General features: G+C 61.7%; 15 protein-coding genes. 9 read left to right on the forward strand and 6 right to left on the reverse strand.

From position 1 onward, the window contains the following. Positions 1-119: 119 nt before the first annotated feature. Positions 120-821, reverse strand: coding sequence for a FadR/GntR family transcriptional regulator (locus ACIPOO_RS24105; RefSeq protein ID WP_400610293.1), 702 nt, complete (start codon positions 819-821; stop codon positions 120-122). A gap of 361 nt (positions 822-1,182) precedes the next feature. Between ACIPOO_RS24105 and ACIPOO_RS24110 the strand changes: the two genes are divergently transcribed. The 8 genes from ACIPOO_RS24110 to ACIPOO_RS24145 all read left to right on the forward strand — a co-directional run bounded on the left by ACIPOO_RS24110 (position 1,183) and on the right by ACIPOO_RS24145 (position 9,848). Further along, entirely contained in the window at positions 1,183-2,511 is a 1,329-nt protein-coding gene (locus ACIPOO_RS24110) for an MFS transporter (RefSeq protein ID WP_400610449.1), read from the forward strand. A gap of 61 nt (positions 2,512-2,572) precedes the next feature. Further along, positions 2,573-3,916 carry a glucarate dehydratase gene (gudD, locus tag ACIPOO_RS24115; RefSeq protein WP_400610295.1) on the forward strand — a complete coding sequence of 448 codons (1,344 nt, stop codon included), beginning with the start codon at positions 2,573-2,575 and terminating at the stop codon, positions 3,914-3,916. Between the two features lie 132 nt (positions 3,917-4,048). Continuing rightward, positions 4,049-4,702: a DUF1345 domain-containing protein gene (locus ACIPOO_RS24120; RefSeq protein WP_400610297.1), complete on the forward strand. Its 654-nt coding sequence runs from the start codon at positions 4,049-4,051 to the stop codon at positions 4,700-4,702. Between the two features lie 210 nt (positions 4,703-4,912). After that, positions 4,913-5,872 (forward strand): D-2-hydroxyacid dehydrogenase family protein, encoded by a 960-nt coding sequence (locus tag ACIPOO_RS24125; protein WP_400610299.1) that lies wholly within the window; start codon positions 4,913-4,915, stop codon positions 5,870-5,872. Continuing rightward, positions 5,872-6,522: a bifunctional nicotinamidase/pyrazinamidase gene (gene pncA, locus ACIPOO_RS24130; RefSeq protein WP_400610301.1), complete on the forward strand. Its 651-nt coding sequence runs from the start codon at positions 5,872-5,874 to the stop codon at positions 6,520-6,522. Before ACIPOO_RS24125 ends, pncA begins: the two co-directional genes overlap by 1 nt. Positions 6,523-6,699: 177 nt before the next feature. Beyond that, positions 6,700-7,608: a formate/nitrite transporter family protein gene (locus ACIPOO_RS24135; protein ID WP_400610303.1), complete on the forward strand. Its 909-nt coding sequence runs from the start codon at positions 6,700-6,702 to the stop codon at positions 7,606-7,608. A gap of 187 nt (positions 7,609-7,795) precedes the next feature. After that, positions 7,796-8,479 (forward strand): response regulator transcription factor, encoded by a 684-nt coding sequence (locus ACIPOO_RS24140; protein WP_274132829.1) that lies wholly within the window; start codon positions 7,796-7,798, stop codon positions 8,477-8,479. Next, a complete protein-coding gene (locus ACIPOO_RS24145) occupies positions 8,457-9,848 on the forward strand; it encodes a sensor histidine kinase (RefSeq protein ID WP_400610305.1) in 1,392 nt (463 codons plus the stop codon). Before ACIPOO_RS24140 ends, ACIPOO_RS24145 begins: the two co-directional genes overlap by 23 nt. A 45-nt stretch (positions 9,849-9,893) precedes the next feature. On the opposite strand, the gene ACIPOO_RS24150 is transcribed toward ACIPOO_RS24145, so the two are convergent. From ACIPOO_RS24150 to ACIPOO_RS24170, 5 genes are all read right to left on the reverse strand, one after another. After that, on the reverse strand, positions 9,894-10,052 hold the full coding sequence (locus ACIPOO_RS24150) for a hypothetical protein (protein WP_400610307.1): 159 nt from the start codon (positions 10,050-10,052) through the stop codon (positions 9,894-9,896). A gap of 488 nt (positions 10,053-10,540) precedes the next feature. Further along, the gene (locus ACIPOO_RS24155) at positions 10,541-10,951 is read right to left on the reverse strand and encodes a hypothetical protein (RefSeq protein ID WP_274132827.1); all 411 of its coding nucleotides are present in this window, start codon (positions 10,949-10,951) and stop codon (positions 10,541-10,543) included. A 156-nt stretch (positions 10,952-11,107) separates the two neighbouring features. Then, positions 11,108-11,953: an amidohydrolase family protein gene (locus tag ACIPOO_RS24160; protein ID WP_400610309.1), complete on the reverse strand. Its 846-nt coding sequence runs from the start codon at positions 11,951-11,953 to the stop codon at positions 11,108-11,110. Between the two features lie 54 nt (positions 11,954-12,007). Further along, positions 12,008-13,297 (reverse strand): MFS transporter, encoded by a 1,290-nt coding sequence (locus tag ACIPOO_RS24165; RefSeq protein WP_400610311.1) that lies wholly within the window; start codon positions 13,295-13,297, stop codon positions 12,008-12,010. Between the two features lie 177 nt (positions 13,298-13,474). Further along, positions 13,475-14,206: a GntR family transcriptional regulator gene (locus ACIPOO_RS24170; protein ID WP_400610313.1), complete on the reverse strand. Its 732-nt coding sequence runs from the start codon at positions 14,204-14,206 to the stop codon at positions 13,475-13,477. 230 nt (positions 14,207-14,436) lie between these two features. On the opposite strand from ACIPOO_RS24170, the gene ACIPOO_RS24175 reads away from it, so the two are divergent. Continuing rightward, positions 14,437-15,303, forward strand: a complete 867-nt coding sequence (locus tag ACIPOO_RS24175) for a hypothetical protein (protein WP_400610315.1) — start codon at positions 14,437-14,439, stop codon at positions 15,301-15,303. Positions 15,304-15,311: the final 8 nt, after the last annotated feature.

Here is a 15,311-nt window from a genome sequence, read left to right on the forward strand (position 1 = left end):
GCGTCGCATTTTCCCTGATGCAGAACAAGGACGCATACCAGGCAGGAAAGAGGGCTAAAAAACTTTGCCCTCAACCATAGAATCTCCCACAGGGACGCAGGTGTTCATGGGAATTGCGTTCACTCCACTGGCGCCAGGCGTTCGCGGCTGTTGCTCAGATGAGTCCACATGGCGGCGCGTGCGGCGTCGGGGTCTTGCCTGCGGATGGCGGCGAGGATCGCTTCGTGTTCCAGATTGGCGAGGTAGGCGTGATGGGTGAGGCTGCTGCCGGCCCTTTCGCTTGAGCCGATTCGGCTGCGCGGGATCACGGCGTTGCCCAGGTTCTGCAGAATCTCGAAGAAATACGGGTTGCCGGTGGCCTCGGCGATCAGCAGGTGAAAACGTCGGTCGGCTTCCACACAACTGTCTTCCTTGGCCAGCAGATCCTGATAATCGTCCAGCGCCTCGCGCATGGCCGCCAGGTGCGCCGGGGTTCGGCGCTGGGCGGCCAGGGCCACCGCCTGGGTTTCCAGCCCCATGCGCAGCTCGATCATGTGCCGCACGCTGAACGCGGTTTCCATCTTCAGATGTAGGCCGCTCTGCTCCGAACGCGCCAGCACGAAGGTGCCCTTGCCCTGATGGGTCTCGACCAACCCCGATGCCTGCAACTTGGAAATCGCCTCGCGGACCACGGTGCGGCTGACACCGTGCTCACGCACGATCTCGTTTTCCGAGGGCAACTTGGCGCCGGGGGCAATGGTGCCCATGAGGATGCGCTGGCTCAGGTCGGTGACCAGGTCGGTGGCCAGATTGTGCTGACGGCGTTTGGGAGGTGTCTGCATGATCAGTTGTACGAAGAGTGATTAACGAAGCGATCAGGAAACCTCCCAACCCTACTTGTATTTTTTCATCAGGACTGGGGCCCGACAACACCGACAGTGTTATCCCGACCTGCGCCTGAGAGCCCCTGAAACGCCCATAGAACAGGCGTAGAACCCGCATCCACACACTCATCCAGCTTGTCGTACAAGGAAGAATATTGCGCCGGATAATTCTGCGCAAGCCCCGCAAAACCAGTTGCACGGCGAAACATTACTTGTATGATGACTAACAACAAGGGACACACCTTGTCACACACATGGCAACAACCCGCATAAAAATAATCAGTGGGAGTCAACAAGAGTGAACACATCCTCACCCCGGATGGCCGACGCCAACGATTCCGTGCTGCAATCGGCGGTGTCCAAGGTCAAACGCCACATCCTGCCGCTGTTCGTCATCATGTTCATCGTCAACTACATCGACCGGGTCAACATCGGGTTCGTGCGTAGTCACATGGAACACGATCTGGGCATTGGTGCTGCCGCCTACGGCTTCGGCGCCGGCCTGTTCTTCATCGCTTATGCGCTGTTCGAAGTTCCGTCCAACATCCTCATGCAGAAAGTCGGCGCCCGCCTCTGGCTGACCCGCATCATGTTCACCTGGGGCCTGGTGGCCGCGGGCATGGCGTTCATCCAGACCGAAACCCACTTCTATATCCTGCGTTTTCTGCTGGGTGTGGCCGAAGCCGGATTCTTTCCAGGGGTGATCTACTACTTCACCCGCTGGCTGCCGGGTGCCGAACGCGGCAAGGCCATTGCCATTTTCCTCAGCGGCTCGGCGTTCGCCTCGCTGATTTCCGGCCCGCTGTCCGGCCTGCTGCTGCAGATCGAAGGCCTGGGCTTCCATGGCTGGCAGTGGATGTACTTCATCGAAGGCATGTTCTCGGTGGGCCTGTGCGTCTTCGTCTGGTTCTGGCTGGACTCCAAGCCCCACGATGCCAAATGGCTGACCACCGCCGAACAGGACGCGCTGGTCAATGCCATCGACGCCGAGCAGCGTGCCCGTGAAGCCGCAAACCCGGTGAAGCTGTCCATCGGCAAGCTGCTCAAGGACCCGCAGATCATCCTGTTCTGCCTGATGTATTTCTTCATTCAATTGACGATCTACGCCGCCACCTTCTGGCTGCCGAGCATCATCAAGAAGATGGGCGACCTCTCCGACTTCCAGGTGGGCCTGTTCAACTCGATTCCCTGGTTCATCGCCATCGTCTGCATGTACGGCTTCGCCTCGCTGTCGGCCAAATGGAAACACCAGCAAGCCTGGGTCGCCGCTGCGCTGCTGATCGCCGCCGCCGGGATGTTCATGTCCACCACCGGTGGCCCGGTGTTCGCCTTCGTTGCCATCTGCTTCGCGGCGATGGGCTTCAAGTCGGCCTCCTCGCTGTTCTGGCCGATCCCCCAGGGTTACCTGGATGCGCGGATCGCTGCAGGCGTCATCGCGCTGATCAACTCGGTGGGCAACCTGGGCGGTTTCGTCGCGCCGACCACCTTCGGCATCCTCGAACAGCAGACCGGCTCGATCCAGGGCGGCCTGTATGGCCTGACCGCAACCTCGATCATCGCCGCGATTCTGGTGTTCACCGTGCGCACCTCGCCCAAGCCCGGCAGCGTGCCGGTCGCCAAGGCCGATGTCAGCCCGAGCCATTCGTGAAACGCTGAACCTCTTAATCAAGGCGCTGCCCGCAGCGCCCTCTACACCCAAGGATTGAGTCATGACCACACAGCATTCCGGCAGCACCCCCGTCATCACCGACATGCAGATCGTCCCGGTAGCCGGCCACGATGACATGCTGCTCAACCTCAGCGGCGCCCACGGCCCGTACTTCACCCGCAACATCGTGATCCTCAAGGACAACGCCGGGCACACCGGCGTGGGTGAGATCCCGGGCGGCGAGAAAATCCGCCAGACCCTGGAAGACGCCCGCTCGCTGGTGGTCGGCAGCACCATCGGCAACTACCAGAAGATTCTCAACGACGTGCGCCGCACCTTCGCCGAGCGCGATGCGGGCGGCCGTGGCCTGCAGACCTTCGACCTGCGCATCACCATCCACGCGGTCACCGGCATCGAAGCCGCCGTGCTCGACCTGCTGGGCCAGCACCTGGAAGTCCCGGTGGCGGCCTTGCTCGGTGAAGGCCAGCAGCGCGACTCGGTGAAAATGCTCGGCTACCTGTTTTACGTCGGTGATCAGAGCAAAACCAACCTTCCCTACCGCACCGAACACGACGCCGACAACGAGTGGTTCCGGGTGCGTCACGAAGAAGCCCTGACCCCCGAGCGCGTGGTGCGTCTGGCTGAAGCGGCCTACGCCCAGTACGGCTTCGAAGATTTCAAACTCAAGGGCGGCGTGCTCAACGGCGATGCGGAAATCGAAGCGGTAACGGCGCTGGCCGAGCGCTTCCCGAAAGCGCGCATCACCCTGGACCCCAACGGCGCCTGGTCGCTCAAGGAAGCCATCCGCCTGTGCCGCGACCAGCATAAAGTCCTGGCCTACGCCGAAGACCCGTGCGGCGCCGAGAACGGTTACTCGGGCCGCGAAGTCATGGCCGAGTTCCGTCGTTCGACCGGCCTGCGCACCGCCACCAACATGATCGCCACCGACTGGCGTGAAATGGGCCACGCGATCCAGTTGCAATCGGTGGACATCCCGCTGGCCGACCCGCACTTCTGGACCATGCAGGGTTCGGTGCGCGTGGCGCAGATGTGCAACGAGTGGGGCCTGACCTGGGGTTCGCATTCCAACAACCACTTCGACATCTCGCTTGCGATGTTCACCCACGCCGCTGCCGCAGCGCCGGGCAACATCACCGCCATCGACACCCACTGGATCTGGCAGGACGGCCAGCGCCTGACCAAGGAGCCGCTGAAGATCATCGGCGGCAACGTCGAAGTGCCGAAGAAACCCGGCCTGGGCGTCGAGATCGACATGGACCAGGTGGCCAAGGCTCACGAACTGTACAAAGGCATGGGCCTGGGCGCGCGCGACGACAGCGTTGCCATGCAGTTCCTGGTGCCGAACTGGAAGTTCAACAACAAGCAGCCTTGCCTGGTGCGCTGAGGCCGCTTAAACCGACCACGTAAATTGCCAAATGGCGACCGGCGCGTAACCCCTTGCGCGCCGTTTTTCTTTACCCGCTCCACCGACCACGGCGTGCTAAGGTTCCAGCAGGTTATCGCCGTGAAGTCCTCCATGTCCCATATCGCCAAGACCCACCCTCGCCTGACCATCGCCTTCGCCCTGGGCCTGGCTGCCGGCATCGCCGCGGCCTTCATCGCGCCGAACATCACCCTGACCAGCAAATGCCTGATCGGCTGGAACGTCGGCGGCTGGATCTACATGGTCCTCATCATGCTGCGCACCTTTCGCTCCAACGCCGAAGACGTGCGGCGCATTGCCGAAGCCGAAGACGAGAACGCAGGCGTCGTGCTGGTGATGGTGTGCGTGGCCGCGATCGCAAGCCTTGCGGCCATCGTGCTGGAGTTGTCGGGAATCAAGGACATGTCGTCCAGCGACAAGGCCCTGCATTACGCTTTCACGGGCCTGACCATTGTTGGCTCGTGGCTGCTGACCGGGGTGATCTTCAGCCTGCATTACGCCCGGCTGTTCTACACCTGGGACGGCGAAGACAGCGCCCTGCGCTTCGCCGACAACGAGCAGAACCCCGATTACTGGGACTTCCTGTACTTCAGCTTCACCATCAGCGTTGCGGTGCAGACCTCCGACGTCGGCGTCGCCACCCGCAGCCTGCGCAAGGTAGTGCTGGCGCAATCGCTGATCGGCTTTCTGTTCAATACCTCGATCCTGGGGTTTTCGATCAACATCGCGGCGGGGCTGTTCAATTAGGTCCCACAGCATCCCCGGTCCGTAGCAGCACGGCTTGCCGGCGGGGGCGTCGTGTCAGTCACCTCCCTGGCGCCTGACACACCGCTCCCGCCGGCAAGCCGTGCTGCTACGGGGTGAAACAGCGCTGTCAGAGGGTTCCAACCCACGCACGGCAGGCGTACTGTGTGCGCCATAAAACCTGTGTGCTCCTTGAATGAGGCCTGAACCCAAATGACTCAGACGCTGAGAATTGCCGTACTCGATGACTGGCAATCCGTTGCCCGTGACGTGGTGGACTGGACAGTCCTGGACCCTATCGGCGACGTCAGCTTCCTGCACGAGTACCCTGCCGACACGGCGACCATGCTCGAGCGCCTGAAGGATTTCAACGTCATCTGCGTGATGCGCGAGCGCACGATCTTCGACGACGCCCTGCTCAGCCAGTTGCCCAATCTCAAGTTGCTGGTGACCGGCGGCATGCGCAATGCCGCCCTGGACCTCAAGGCCGCCGCGCGCCTGGGCATCACCGTGGTCGGCACCGACAGCTACAAATACGCCGCCCCGGAAATGACCTGGGCGCTGATCATGGGCGTGACCCGCAATATCGTCGACGAAGCCAACTCTCTGCGCGCTGGCAACTGGCAGATCGGCATTGGCAGCGACCTGTACGGCAAGACCCTGGGCATCGTCGGCCTGGGCAGCATCGGCCAGAAAATCGCCCGCTATGCCCAGGCCTTCGACATGAAAGTCATCGCCTGGAGCGAAAACCTCACCGCCGAACGCGCGGCCGAACACGGCGTGACCTACGTCAGCAAGCAGGCCCTGTTCGAACAGTCGGACATCATCTCCGTCAACCTGGTGCTCAGCGACCGCAGCCGTGGCCTGGTGGACGCAGAATCGCTCAACCGCATGAAGCCCACCGCGTACCTGGTCAACACCGCTCGCGGGCCTATCGTCGATGAAGAGGCGCTGATCGACGTGCTCAAGCAGAAGAAAATCGCCGGCGCAGCGCTGGACGTCTACAGCGTCGAACCGCTGCCGGCCGACCATCCGTTCCGCAGCCTGCCGAACCTGTTGGCGACGCCGCACGTGGGCTATGTGACGGAAAACAATTACCGGATGTTCTTCAGCCAGATGATCGAAGACATCCAGGCCTGGCACGCCGGCGCGCCGATCCGGGTGTTTGCCTGATGAACGCCTCTTTGGCCCGACTGCCCGATGACCCGCGCGCCGCCCTGCTGGTCATCGACATGCAGTACGACTTCATGCCCGGCGGCGCGCTGGCCGTTGCCGGGGGCGATGCCCTGGTGCCGCTGGTGAACCGGCTGGGCGCACGCTTTCGCAACGTGGTCATCACCCAGGACTGGCACCCGGGCGGGCACATCTCGTTCGCTTCAAGCCATGCGGGCCGCGCGCCGTTCGACAGCATCACCCTGCCCTACGGGCCGCAGACGCTGTGGCCGGATCACTGCGTTCAGGGCAGCCCCGGTGCCGAATTGCACGCGGATCTGGCGATTCCCCATGCGCAGCTCATCCTGCGCAAGGGCTGCAACGCGGGCATCGACAGTTACTCGGCCTTCGTCGAGGCCGACCGCACCACCCAGACCGGCCTTGCGGGCTACCTCAAGGAGCGCGGCATCGACAGCGTGTTCGTGGTGGGCCTGGCGCTGGACTTCTGCGTGGCCTGGTCGGCCCTCGATGCGCGGGCGGCGGGATTCAATACCTGGGTGATCGCCGATGCGTGCAAGGCCATCGACCTCAATGGCTCGCTGGACAAGGCGTGGCAGGAGCTGACGGCCGCAGGCGTGAACCGCATCGACAGCACCGATCTCGCCATCTGACCCCCGCTCTGTTGTGGGAGCGCGCTTGCCCGCGATTGCGGTGTGGCATTCACCAGAGGTGTGTCAGGCAAACCGCCGTCGCGGGCAAGCGCGCTCCTACAAGTCCGGGGGGAGTACCGAACGACGGCAAGCGCGGCGTGTCTGAAGCAACAGCACGACCCACCACGAGCCCCCGCCATGAACAGCAAAGAAGAAGACGGCAAGACCCCGGGCCTGACGCCGGAAGAAGAACGCGAGATCGATGAAAACCAGCCACCCCGCGCCGCCGTGCTGCACGAGACCATTCGCATGCAGGGCGACCAGGAGCTGGAGCGCAATGTCGCGGCGCTGTTCTGGTCGGCCCTGGCCGCAGGCCTGACCATGGGCCTGTCACTGATGGCCATGGGGTTGCTCAACTCGCGCCTGCCCGACGGCGATACCTTCAAGGTCATCGCCAGCGTCGGCTACAGCGCAGGCTTTCTGGCCGTCATCCTGGCCCGCCAGCAACTGTTCACCGAAAACACCCTGACGGCCGTCCTGCCGGTGATGACCAAGCCCACCCTCAACAACTTCGGACGTCTGCTGCGGCTGTGGACCGTGGTGCTGGTGGGCAACCTGTGCGGCACGCTGCTGGTGGCCTACGTGATGCTGCACCTGCCGATCTTCGACACCAAGACCGACGAAGCCTTTCTGGAAATCGGGCGCAAGGTGATGGAGAACGAAAGCACGACGATGTTCGCCAAGGGCATCGTCTCCGGCTGGATGATCGCCACCATGGTCTGGATGATCCCGTCCATGGAAAACGCCAAGATGTGGATCATCCTGATGATCACCTACCTGATGGCCCTGGGGGACTTCACCCATATCGTGGTGGGTTCGGCGGAAGTGTCCTACCTGGTGTTCGCCGGGGAACTGGCCTGGAAGGAGTTCTGGCTGGTGTTCGCCGGGCCTACGCTGGCGGGCAATATCATCGGCGGCAGCTTTATCTTTGCGCTGATAAGCCATGCGCAGATTCGCAGTGAGAGTGGGATGCCGAAGAAGGAAAAGCGCCCTCGCTCGAATACCCACGAAAAAGCAAAATCCGAAGACGTACGCAAACCGCTGTAGGAGCGCGCTTGCCCGCGACCGCGGTCTGTCTTGAACACCTGCGTTAATGACACACCGCAATCGCGGGCAAGCGCGCTCCTACAGGGAGATGCGCGTGCATGCACCTTCTTAAATTATTTTTAAGAAATAGCAGCTACGTTTAAAGGCAAACTACAGCCTTCAGTCACTACGTGGTTCATAAAGCCCCATGACCCGAATTCTGACAATCGAAGACGATGCCGTCACTGCCAAGGAAATCGTCGCTGAACTCAGCAGCCATGGCCTGCACGTCGACTGGGTCGACAACGGCCGCGAAGGCCTGGTGCGTGCCGTCAGCGGCGATTACGACCTGATCACGCTGGACCGCATGCTGCCGGAAGTCGATGGCCTGGCAATCGTCACCACCATGCGCGCGCTGGGTATCGCCACGCCGATCCTGATGATCAGCGCCCTGTCCGATGTCGACGAACGCGTGCGCGGGCTGCGTGCCGGTGGCGATGACTACCTGTCCAAGCCCTTCGCCTCCGACGAGATGGCCGCCCGGGTCGAGGTGCTGCTGCGCCGCAGCAACCCGGTAACCCAGGCCGAAACCATGCTGCGGGTCGCGGACCTTGAACTGAACCTGATCACCCGCGAGGCCAGCCGCGCCGGGCAACCGCTGAACCTGCTGCCCACCGAATACAAGCTGCTGGAATTTTTGATGCGCAACAGCGGCCAGATCATCACGCGCATGATGATCTTCGAGGAAGTCTGGGGTTACCACTTCGACCCTGGCACCAACCTGATCGACGTTCATATCGGTCGCTTGCGCAAGAAAATCGATCCCCCTACCCTGACGCCGCTGATACGTACCGTTCGAGGCTCAGGTTATGTCATTGCCGAACCCGTCTAAGGGCTGGCGCTCCTCCAGCAGCCGTCTGCTGGCGCTCTACAGTTTTCTGTTCGTGGCCTGGAGCAGCATCCTCATGGGGGTGCTGTACTGGGAAGTCACCAGTTACCTGAACACCCTGGCCCGGCACTCGCTGATGCAACGCCAGCAGCTGTTCTCGCGCTTCGAAGGCGCGCAACTCGATGACGCCCTGCGCACCAGCGACAAGTTCGACATCCGCACCGTGGACGCCTACGGCCTGTTCGACGACAACCTCAAACCCATCAGCGGACCGATCCGCGAAATTCCCGAAGGCCTGGCCCTCAATGGCCAGATCCAGGAACTGGACACCTGCATCGATTCCGACGACCCGAACCTGCCGCCCGCCAGTTGCGACGCCGTGGCGATCCACACCATGGACAACCGCTGGCTGGTGCTGGTGCGCGACAACGGCTCGCTGTTCGCGGTCACCACCCTGATCCTGCGCGCGCTGCTGTGGGGTATTTCCCTGACCATCCTGCCTGGCGCCTTGGGCTGGCACCTGCTCAGAAGACGGCCGCTGCTGCGAATCCGCGCGATCCAGGCCAGTGCCGAAGCCATCGTTACAGGCGATCTGACCCGCCGCCTACCGGTGTCGAACCGACGTGACGAACTGGACATGCTGGCCGACATCGTCAACGCCATGCTCGACCGTATAGAGCGGCTGATGAACGAGGTCAAGGGGGTCTGCGACAACATCGCCCACGACCTGCGCACCCCGCTCACCCGCCTGCGGGCGCAGCTTTACCGGATTCAGCAACAATCGGCCGAAGACTCGCCCCAGGGTGAGCAGATGGCCCAGGTCATCGCCGACGCCGACACCCTGATGGCGCGCTTTCGCGGGCTGTTGCGCATCTCCGAGCTTGAAGACCACCAGCGCCGCTCCGCGTTCGGGCAGCTCGATCCGGCGCCGCTGCTGCAGGAATTGCATGACTTCTACCTGCCGCTGGCCGAGGAAGGTCGCGTCTCGTTGCATCTGAAAGTCGCCGAGAACCTGCCACCGGTGGTCGGCGACCGCGCCCTGCTGTTCGAGGCGCTTTCGAATTTGCTGAGCAACTCGATCAAATTCACCCCGGCGGGCGGCCAGGTGCTGTTGATCGCCCGGGCCGAGGGCGAAACCACCTTCCTCGAAGTCCAGGACACCGGCCCCGGCATCCCCGACGCCGAACGCGATGCAGTGTTCAAGCGCTTCTACCGCAGCGAAACCGGTAACCAGCAGAGCGGCTTCGGCCTGGGCCTGTCCATCGTCGCGGCCATCGTCAACCTGCACGGCTTCAAACTGCGCATCGGCAACAGCCCCTCCGGCGGCGCGAGCCTGGTGCTGGAGTGCCGGCAGGTGTTGGCGTTGGGCTGATATGACAAAGCCGCCTCAAAGGCGGCTTTGCAAGCCTGAGCCAGGCTACATTTTGCGGGCTTGTTCGATGATTCGATCCTGCCGCTCCCACGCCTTTTTCATCACCTCTTGATAGACACGCTCCTTTTCTTCGGAGGTGGCATTGCGGACGAAGTCGGAGATTGGCGTCGACTTCACGGTATTGAGTTTTTTAGATGAGCGCATTCTTTGCCCCTCCTTTAGCATTCAGCATCATTGCCAGCGAAGTCTGATCCTATTTTTCGCGAGTTTGGTCGTCAACTCGCGAAAGGTGTACCCAGATCGTTCGTCAGCCCTCATATCCTGTAGGAGTCCGGCCTGCCGGCACTGGCGTCTTTGAGGTTGCCATCGCCGGCAAGCCGGACTGCTACAGGGAATGGTGGCGATCATCTCATCGCGCCGTGTCACAAAACCTGTGGGAGCGAATTGATTCGCGAAAGAAGGTTCGGGCCATAGAAATGCTGTGGATGTACATGCATTCGCGAATCAATGCGCTCCCACAATACACTCCGCGCACACGACAACGACTTGTGTAGGCAAAGTGACCCGCTGTAATAGCGGAACCGTTCTCAACCGAGTCCGAAGCAATGCATATTCACCCAACATTCAACAAAAAAGCCCACAGCCTTCCGACCATGGGCTCAACGAAAACCGTCGATCAAGGGAGCGTCAGCTCACCCCGGCATGCAGGTGAAGTCTCTGGTGCGGCCCAACTGATGGCCTTGGGCGTCTTCGAGTTTGACGCTGTATTCCTCGCCCAGGCTCGATTCCACCAGTTTGTAATGCTCGCCCGCCTTGAACTGGTTGAAGCGGATGCCGGCCTCGCAGTTCATCTGGCCGTCATCGCCGTTGCCTTCGACGATCAGGTTGACATCAAGCTTGTGGGCTCCGGGTTTGACGTCGAAGTAACGGCCGTCATTCAACCGGTGGCCATCCACATCTTCGGCCATCAGGACACCGGACGGTTCTTCCTGCAAGCCGATCCAGGCTTCGCTCGGGTCAGCCTTGGGCATGGGGCCTGCGCAGCCCGACAGCACGGCGACCAGGCCCAGCATGGGAACCAGCAATAACGAATTGGCGTTCATGGAACATTCCTCGACAGGTTGAAAATGCCCCGGACCCGGAGCGATTCTCTAGGTACCCAGCCTGCGCCCGAGGCCCATGAACGACAAATGAATACCCCATGAAACTGTGAGTGCGCCTGACTAACAATTTGTTCATCTGGCTGACAGCTGCGGGAATCAGGCCTCGACCGGCGCAAAATCAAACAGCACCTGCGGCGCCTCGATCAGCAGCGAGCGCATCGCCTGGGCCGAGCAGCCCAGCGCCCGCAGTTGCTCGACGACGCTGGCGTAGCTCACCCGGCCTTCATGCTGGGTGTGGGGCCAGTCGCTGCCCCAGACCATGCGCTGGGCACCGAAGCTCTGCTCCAGCAACGGCAGGGCTGCGCGGGCGAATTCGAGGTTTTCTTGTTCGTTGCCGTCCAGCCGATAGATGCCGGAAACCTTCATCCACAACCGGCCACTGAGCCCCAGTTCCAGCATTTGTTGAAACCCCGGCTGATCCAGCCCCAGCCGCGCATCGGGACGCCCGAAGTGATCGATCACCACCTTGATGCCGAACGGCATCAGCCCGCGCACCAGGGTCGGAATGTCCGCCACGTGGCGATGCAGTTCCACATGCCAGTCAAGCTCGGCGATGTGCCCGAACAGCACCTTCCAGGCAGGCTCGGAAAAGTCCGGCAGTGCCTTGCCCATCAGGTTCAGGCGAACGCCGACCACGCCCAGCCGATCCATCGCCTCAAGCTCCGCGCGGCTGATGTCACGCTCGACCACCACCACACCGCGCAACTGCGTCGGCGCCTGTTTCAGGGCATCGAGCAGGTAGCTGTTGTCCGTGCCCAGAAAACTCGGCTGCACCAGCACGCCGTGGCTCAGGCCGTGGGCTTGCAGGTTGTGCCGGTACATTGCCAGGGTGGCATCGTAGTCGGGCGAATAGCGTCGTGCCGAAGTCAGATCCAGCTCCCTGCTGAATACATGTGCGTGGCCGTCAATGCCAATGATCGACGCGGGAAAGGTATCGGACATGGGTCTCATCTATCAGAGGACGCGCGCAGCACCGGGCTGCGCGCAACAGGAACATCAGGCGCTGGCGGTTTCGTTGCGCGGGGTCGGGCCCTGGGTCGGGGCGGCGGTGTTTTCCAGGCTGCGACCGCGGGTTTCCGGCAGGCACAGCGCGGCGAGCACAGCCACGCCGTAGGCGATACCGGCATCGATACCGATGGCCGAACCCAGGGACATCGACTCGCTCATGTGGCCGACCAGGAACGGGAACACCGAGGACAGGACGCGACCGAAGTTGTAGCAGAAGCCCACCCCTGCCCCGCGCACGTCAGCCGGGTACAGCTCGTTGAACAGTGCGCCCAGGCTTGCCGGAATGCCGGCCGCGAAGAAGCCCAGCGGGAAGCCCAAAAACAGCATCTGGGTGTTGGTCAGCGGCAGGAAGACGTAGCACTGCACGGTGATCACGCAGCACAGGGCGAACAGCACGATGTTCATGCGGCGGCCGATGCGGTCGATCAGGAAGCCGCTGGCCACGCAGCCACACCAGAAGGCGGCGATGATCACCGCCAGGTAACCGCCGGAGTTCAGCACCGACAGGTTGCGCTCGGTCTTGAGGAAGGTCGGCAGCCAGGTCATGACCGCGTGGTAACCGCCGTGGGCACCCAGGCCCAACAGGCCGCCGAGCAAGGTCACGCGCAGCAGTTCAGGACGGAAGATCCCGGCCAGGGACTTGAAGAAACTCTGCGGGATGGCGTTGGTCTTTTGCAGGCGCTGGAAGCTGTCCGGCTCCTCGACGTTGCGACGCACCCAGATAATCAGCAGCGACGGCAGCAGGCCCACCAGGAACATCACGCGCCAGGCGATATCGGCCGGGACGAACGAGTAGATCAGGGTGAACACGCCCACCGCCAGACCCCAGCCCACGGCCCATGCGCTCTGCACGGTGCCCATGACCTTGCCGCGGTATTTGGGGTTGATGGTTTCAGCCATCAATACGGCGCCTGCGGCCCACTCGCCGCCGATACCGAAGCCTTGCAGCGCCTTGACAACCAGCAGCGAGCTGAAGCCGGTGACGAACGCCGAGAGGAAGGTGAAGAACGAGAACCAGAGGATCATCCATTGCAGGGTGCGTACCCGGCCATAACGGTCCGACAGCGTGCCGCCGACCCAGCCGCCCAGCGCCGAGGTGACCAGGGTCACGCCGCTGATCAGGCCCGCGTCGCCCTTGCTCAGGGCGAAGACGGCGATCAGCGCCGGGATCGCCAGGCCGAACATCTGGACTTCAAGGGCATCCAGCGACCATCCGCCGAAACAGGCCCAGAACGTTTTACGCTCCCGAGGAGTGACTTGGCGATACCAGTTGAACATGGTTCTTGTCCTTATACGTGTGATGCGGCAGTTGTTGTTCAGCCCGTTCTCGAGTGACGGGGCTTGATCCGAATCCGTAGGAGCGCGCTTGCCCGCGACCGCGGTATGTCTGCGGCAACGTCTGACCTGACACGACGCAGTCGCGGGCAAGCGCGCTCCTACAGGGGGTATTCAGCCCTAGCGAATATCGACGCTGTAGCGGAAGTGGCTGGCATGGCCACGGGAGCGGCGCCATTCCAGTGGTTGGCCGGCGTAGTTGCGCGCCAGACGCTCGATCACCACCACCGGGCTGCCTGCGGGCACCTGCAGCAGCCGGGCGTGCACGTCGCTGATGGCCTCGGCGGTGAGGGTTTCCTCGGCGTAGGCCACCACCTGGCCGCACAGCTCTTCGTAGATGGGGTACAGCAGCGGGCCCTGTTTGCTCAGGTCGATTTCCAGCAGTGTCTGGAACTGCACCTGCGGCAGCCAGATTTCCTCCGCCAGCACCGGTTGCGCGTCCAGCAGACGCAGGCGGATCATGCGGATCACCGGAGCTTCCAGCGGCAGGCCAAGGGCCTGGGACACGGCCGAAGGCGACGTCATGGCATCGATGGACAGAATGCGGCTCTCCGGCACCTGACGCTCGCCGGACACGCTCTGGAAACGGAAGAAACGGAACAGCGAAGACTGGAACTGCGGACGGCGGATGAAGGTGCCGCGCCCCTGTTGACGTTCCAGGATATTTTCGCCCACCAGCATGTCGATGGCCTTGCGCACCGTGCCGGTGGACAGGCAGTACTCGCTGGACAACGCCGCTTCGGTAGGAATCGCCTCCCCCGGACGCCATCGGTTATTGGCGATCTGTTCGGCCAACTGGTCACGAAGGCGCTGGTAGAGTGGCAGGCGGACATCACTGGACAGTCTATTCATGGGAAGTGCTTCGCTGTTGTAGTTATATAGTCATCTATATGAATCCGAGCGAAGTATTGTCCCGTTACAAATCATCGTCAAGGTCTGGGAACGTCCGTTCAGCGTATTTCTCAGCTCAGCGTCTCACTTCACAGATCAGCCTTTCCCACAGATCAGCGGGGAAATACCCGGCAGCTTACCTCTGCAAAGCGTGACTAAGTGAGGTTTCCCTTTTTCAGGAAACCTCGGTCATGAATCTGAACTACACCCAAAATCTGCACGGCATTCTCAGCGGGTCCACCTTGGTCGATGAAGCCTCTTCGGAAAGCTGCCGCATGGTGCTGCACAAAGGAACTCTGTATTGCGCCTACCTGAGTGGCGGCGAAATCAGGCTAAGCAGCCGGCAGTCCTCATCAGCGCAGTGGAGCCTGGGCACACCGAGTACTGGCCTGGTCAGCACAACCTTACCGGGGCTTGCGTCTTTCAAAGGCCAACTGGTCATCGTTTACAAGAACACATCTGGCAACATTGCGGTGTGCAAGTACAACGAAACGGCGCAGACCTTCACACAGACAGCAGAGCTCACGGATGGGCTGTCACAAACACCGACGTTCTCGGTCCTCAATGGCGTGCTGTTCATGTTCTACAAGCATTCTGGATTCTCGAGCGTTTTTTACAGAACGACCATCAATCTTGTCACCTGGACAACGTGGAAAACCCTCCAGAAAGACAAGGACAACAACATCTCCACCTACCTCAGTCCTGTGGCAACCCTGTACCAGAGTCTGATTCATCTGATCTATGAAGATCGCGACGACAAGAAAGTCTATCTGCTCAAAAGCGATGGCGAAAACTGGACGAGCAGCATCCTGCTGATCAACAGGCGATATGGCCATTCCCCCGGCCTCACGGTCCATAACGGTCTGCTCAAACTGATCTTCATCGGGAAGAACAATCGGCTGGACCAATACACCTACGACGGCAACGCCGTCAGCCCGGTCATCCCCAGCAACGGAATTCTGTGCGGGCCGGGAAGTCCAGGCATGGCCGTTCAGAATGGCGCACTGGTCGCGGTTTTCCCCGGCTACGTACCCCCACCCACCGCTTCGGCATCCTGATCGTGAGT

Source organism: Pseudomonas sp. NPDC090201, from assembly GCF_044746825.1.
In the GTDB taxonomy this organism is placed as follows: domain Bacteria; phylum Pseudomonadota; class Gammaproteobacteria; order Pseudomonadales; family Pseudomonadaceae; genus Aquipseudomonas; species Aquipseudomonas putida_AD.

Bases quoted from the DNA above. Each gene is read 5' to 3' on its own strand.
- ACIPOO_RS24175 (WP_400610315.1), top strand. From the start codon at position 14,437: ATGAATCTGAACTACACCCAAAATCTGCACGGCATTCTCAGCGGGTCC.
- ACIPOO_RS24125 (WP_400610299.1), top strand. From the start codon at position 4,913: ATGACTCAGACGCTGAGAATTGCCGTACTCGATGACTGGCAATCCGTT.
- ACIPOO_RS24105 (WP_400610293.1), bottom strand. From the start codon at position 821: ATGCAGACACCTCCCAAACGCCGTCAGCACAATCTGGCCACCGACCTG.
- pncA (WP_400610301.1), top strand. From the start codon at position 5,872: ATGAACGCCTCTTTGGCCCGACTGCCCGATGACCCGCGCGCCGCCCTG.
- ACIPOO_RS24110 (WP_400610449.1), top strand. From the start codon at position 1,183: ATGGCCGACGCCAACGATTCCGTGCTGCAATCGGCGGTGTCCAAGGTC.
- ACIPOO_RS24120 (WP_400610297.1), top strand. From the start codon at position 4,049: ATGTCCCATATCGCCAAGACCCACCCTCGCCTGACCATCGCCTTCGCC.
- ACIPOO_RS24160 (WP_400610309.1), bottom strand. From the start codon at position 11,953: ATGTCCGATACCTTTCCCGCGTCGATCATTGGCATTGACGGCCACGCA.
- ACIPOO_RS24170 (WP_400610313.1), bottom strand. From the start codon at position 14,206: ATGAATAGACTGTCCAGTGATGTCCGCCTGCCACTCTACCAGCGCCTT.
- gudD (WP_400610295.1), top strand. From the start codon at position 2,573: ATGACCACACAGCATTCCGGCAGCACCCCCGTCATCACCGACATGCAG.
- ACIPOO_RS24140 (WP_274132829.1), top strand. From the start codon at position 7,796: ATGACCCGAATTCTGACAATCGAAGACGATGCCGTCACTGCCAAGGAA.
- ACIPOO_RS24135 (WP_400610303.1), top strand. From the start codon at position 6,700: ATGAACAGCAAAGAAGAAGACGGCAAGACCCCGGGCCTGACGCCGGAA.
- ACIPOO_RS24165 (WP_400610311.1), bottom strand. From the start codon at position 13,297: ATGTTCAACTGGTATCGCCAAGTCACTCCTCGGGAGCGTAAAACGTTC.
- ACIPOO_RS24155 (WP_274132827.1), bottom strand. From the start codon at position 10,951: ATGAACGCCAATTCGTTATTGCTGGTTCCCATGCTGGGCCTGGTCGCC.
- ACIPOO_RS24145 (WP_400610305.1), top strand. From the start codon at position 8,457: ATGTCATTGCCGAACCCGTCTAAGGGCTGGCGCTCCTCCAGCAGCCGT.
- ACIPOO_RS24150 (WP_400610307.1), bottom strand. From the start codon at position 10,052: ATGCGCTCATCTAAAAAACTCAATACCGTGAAGTCGACGCCAATCTCC.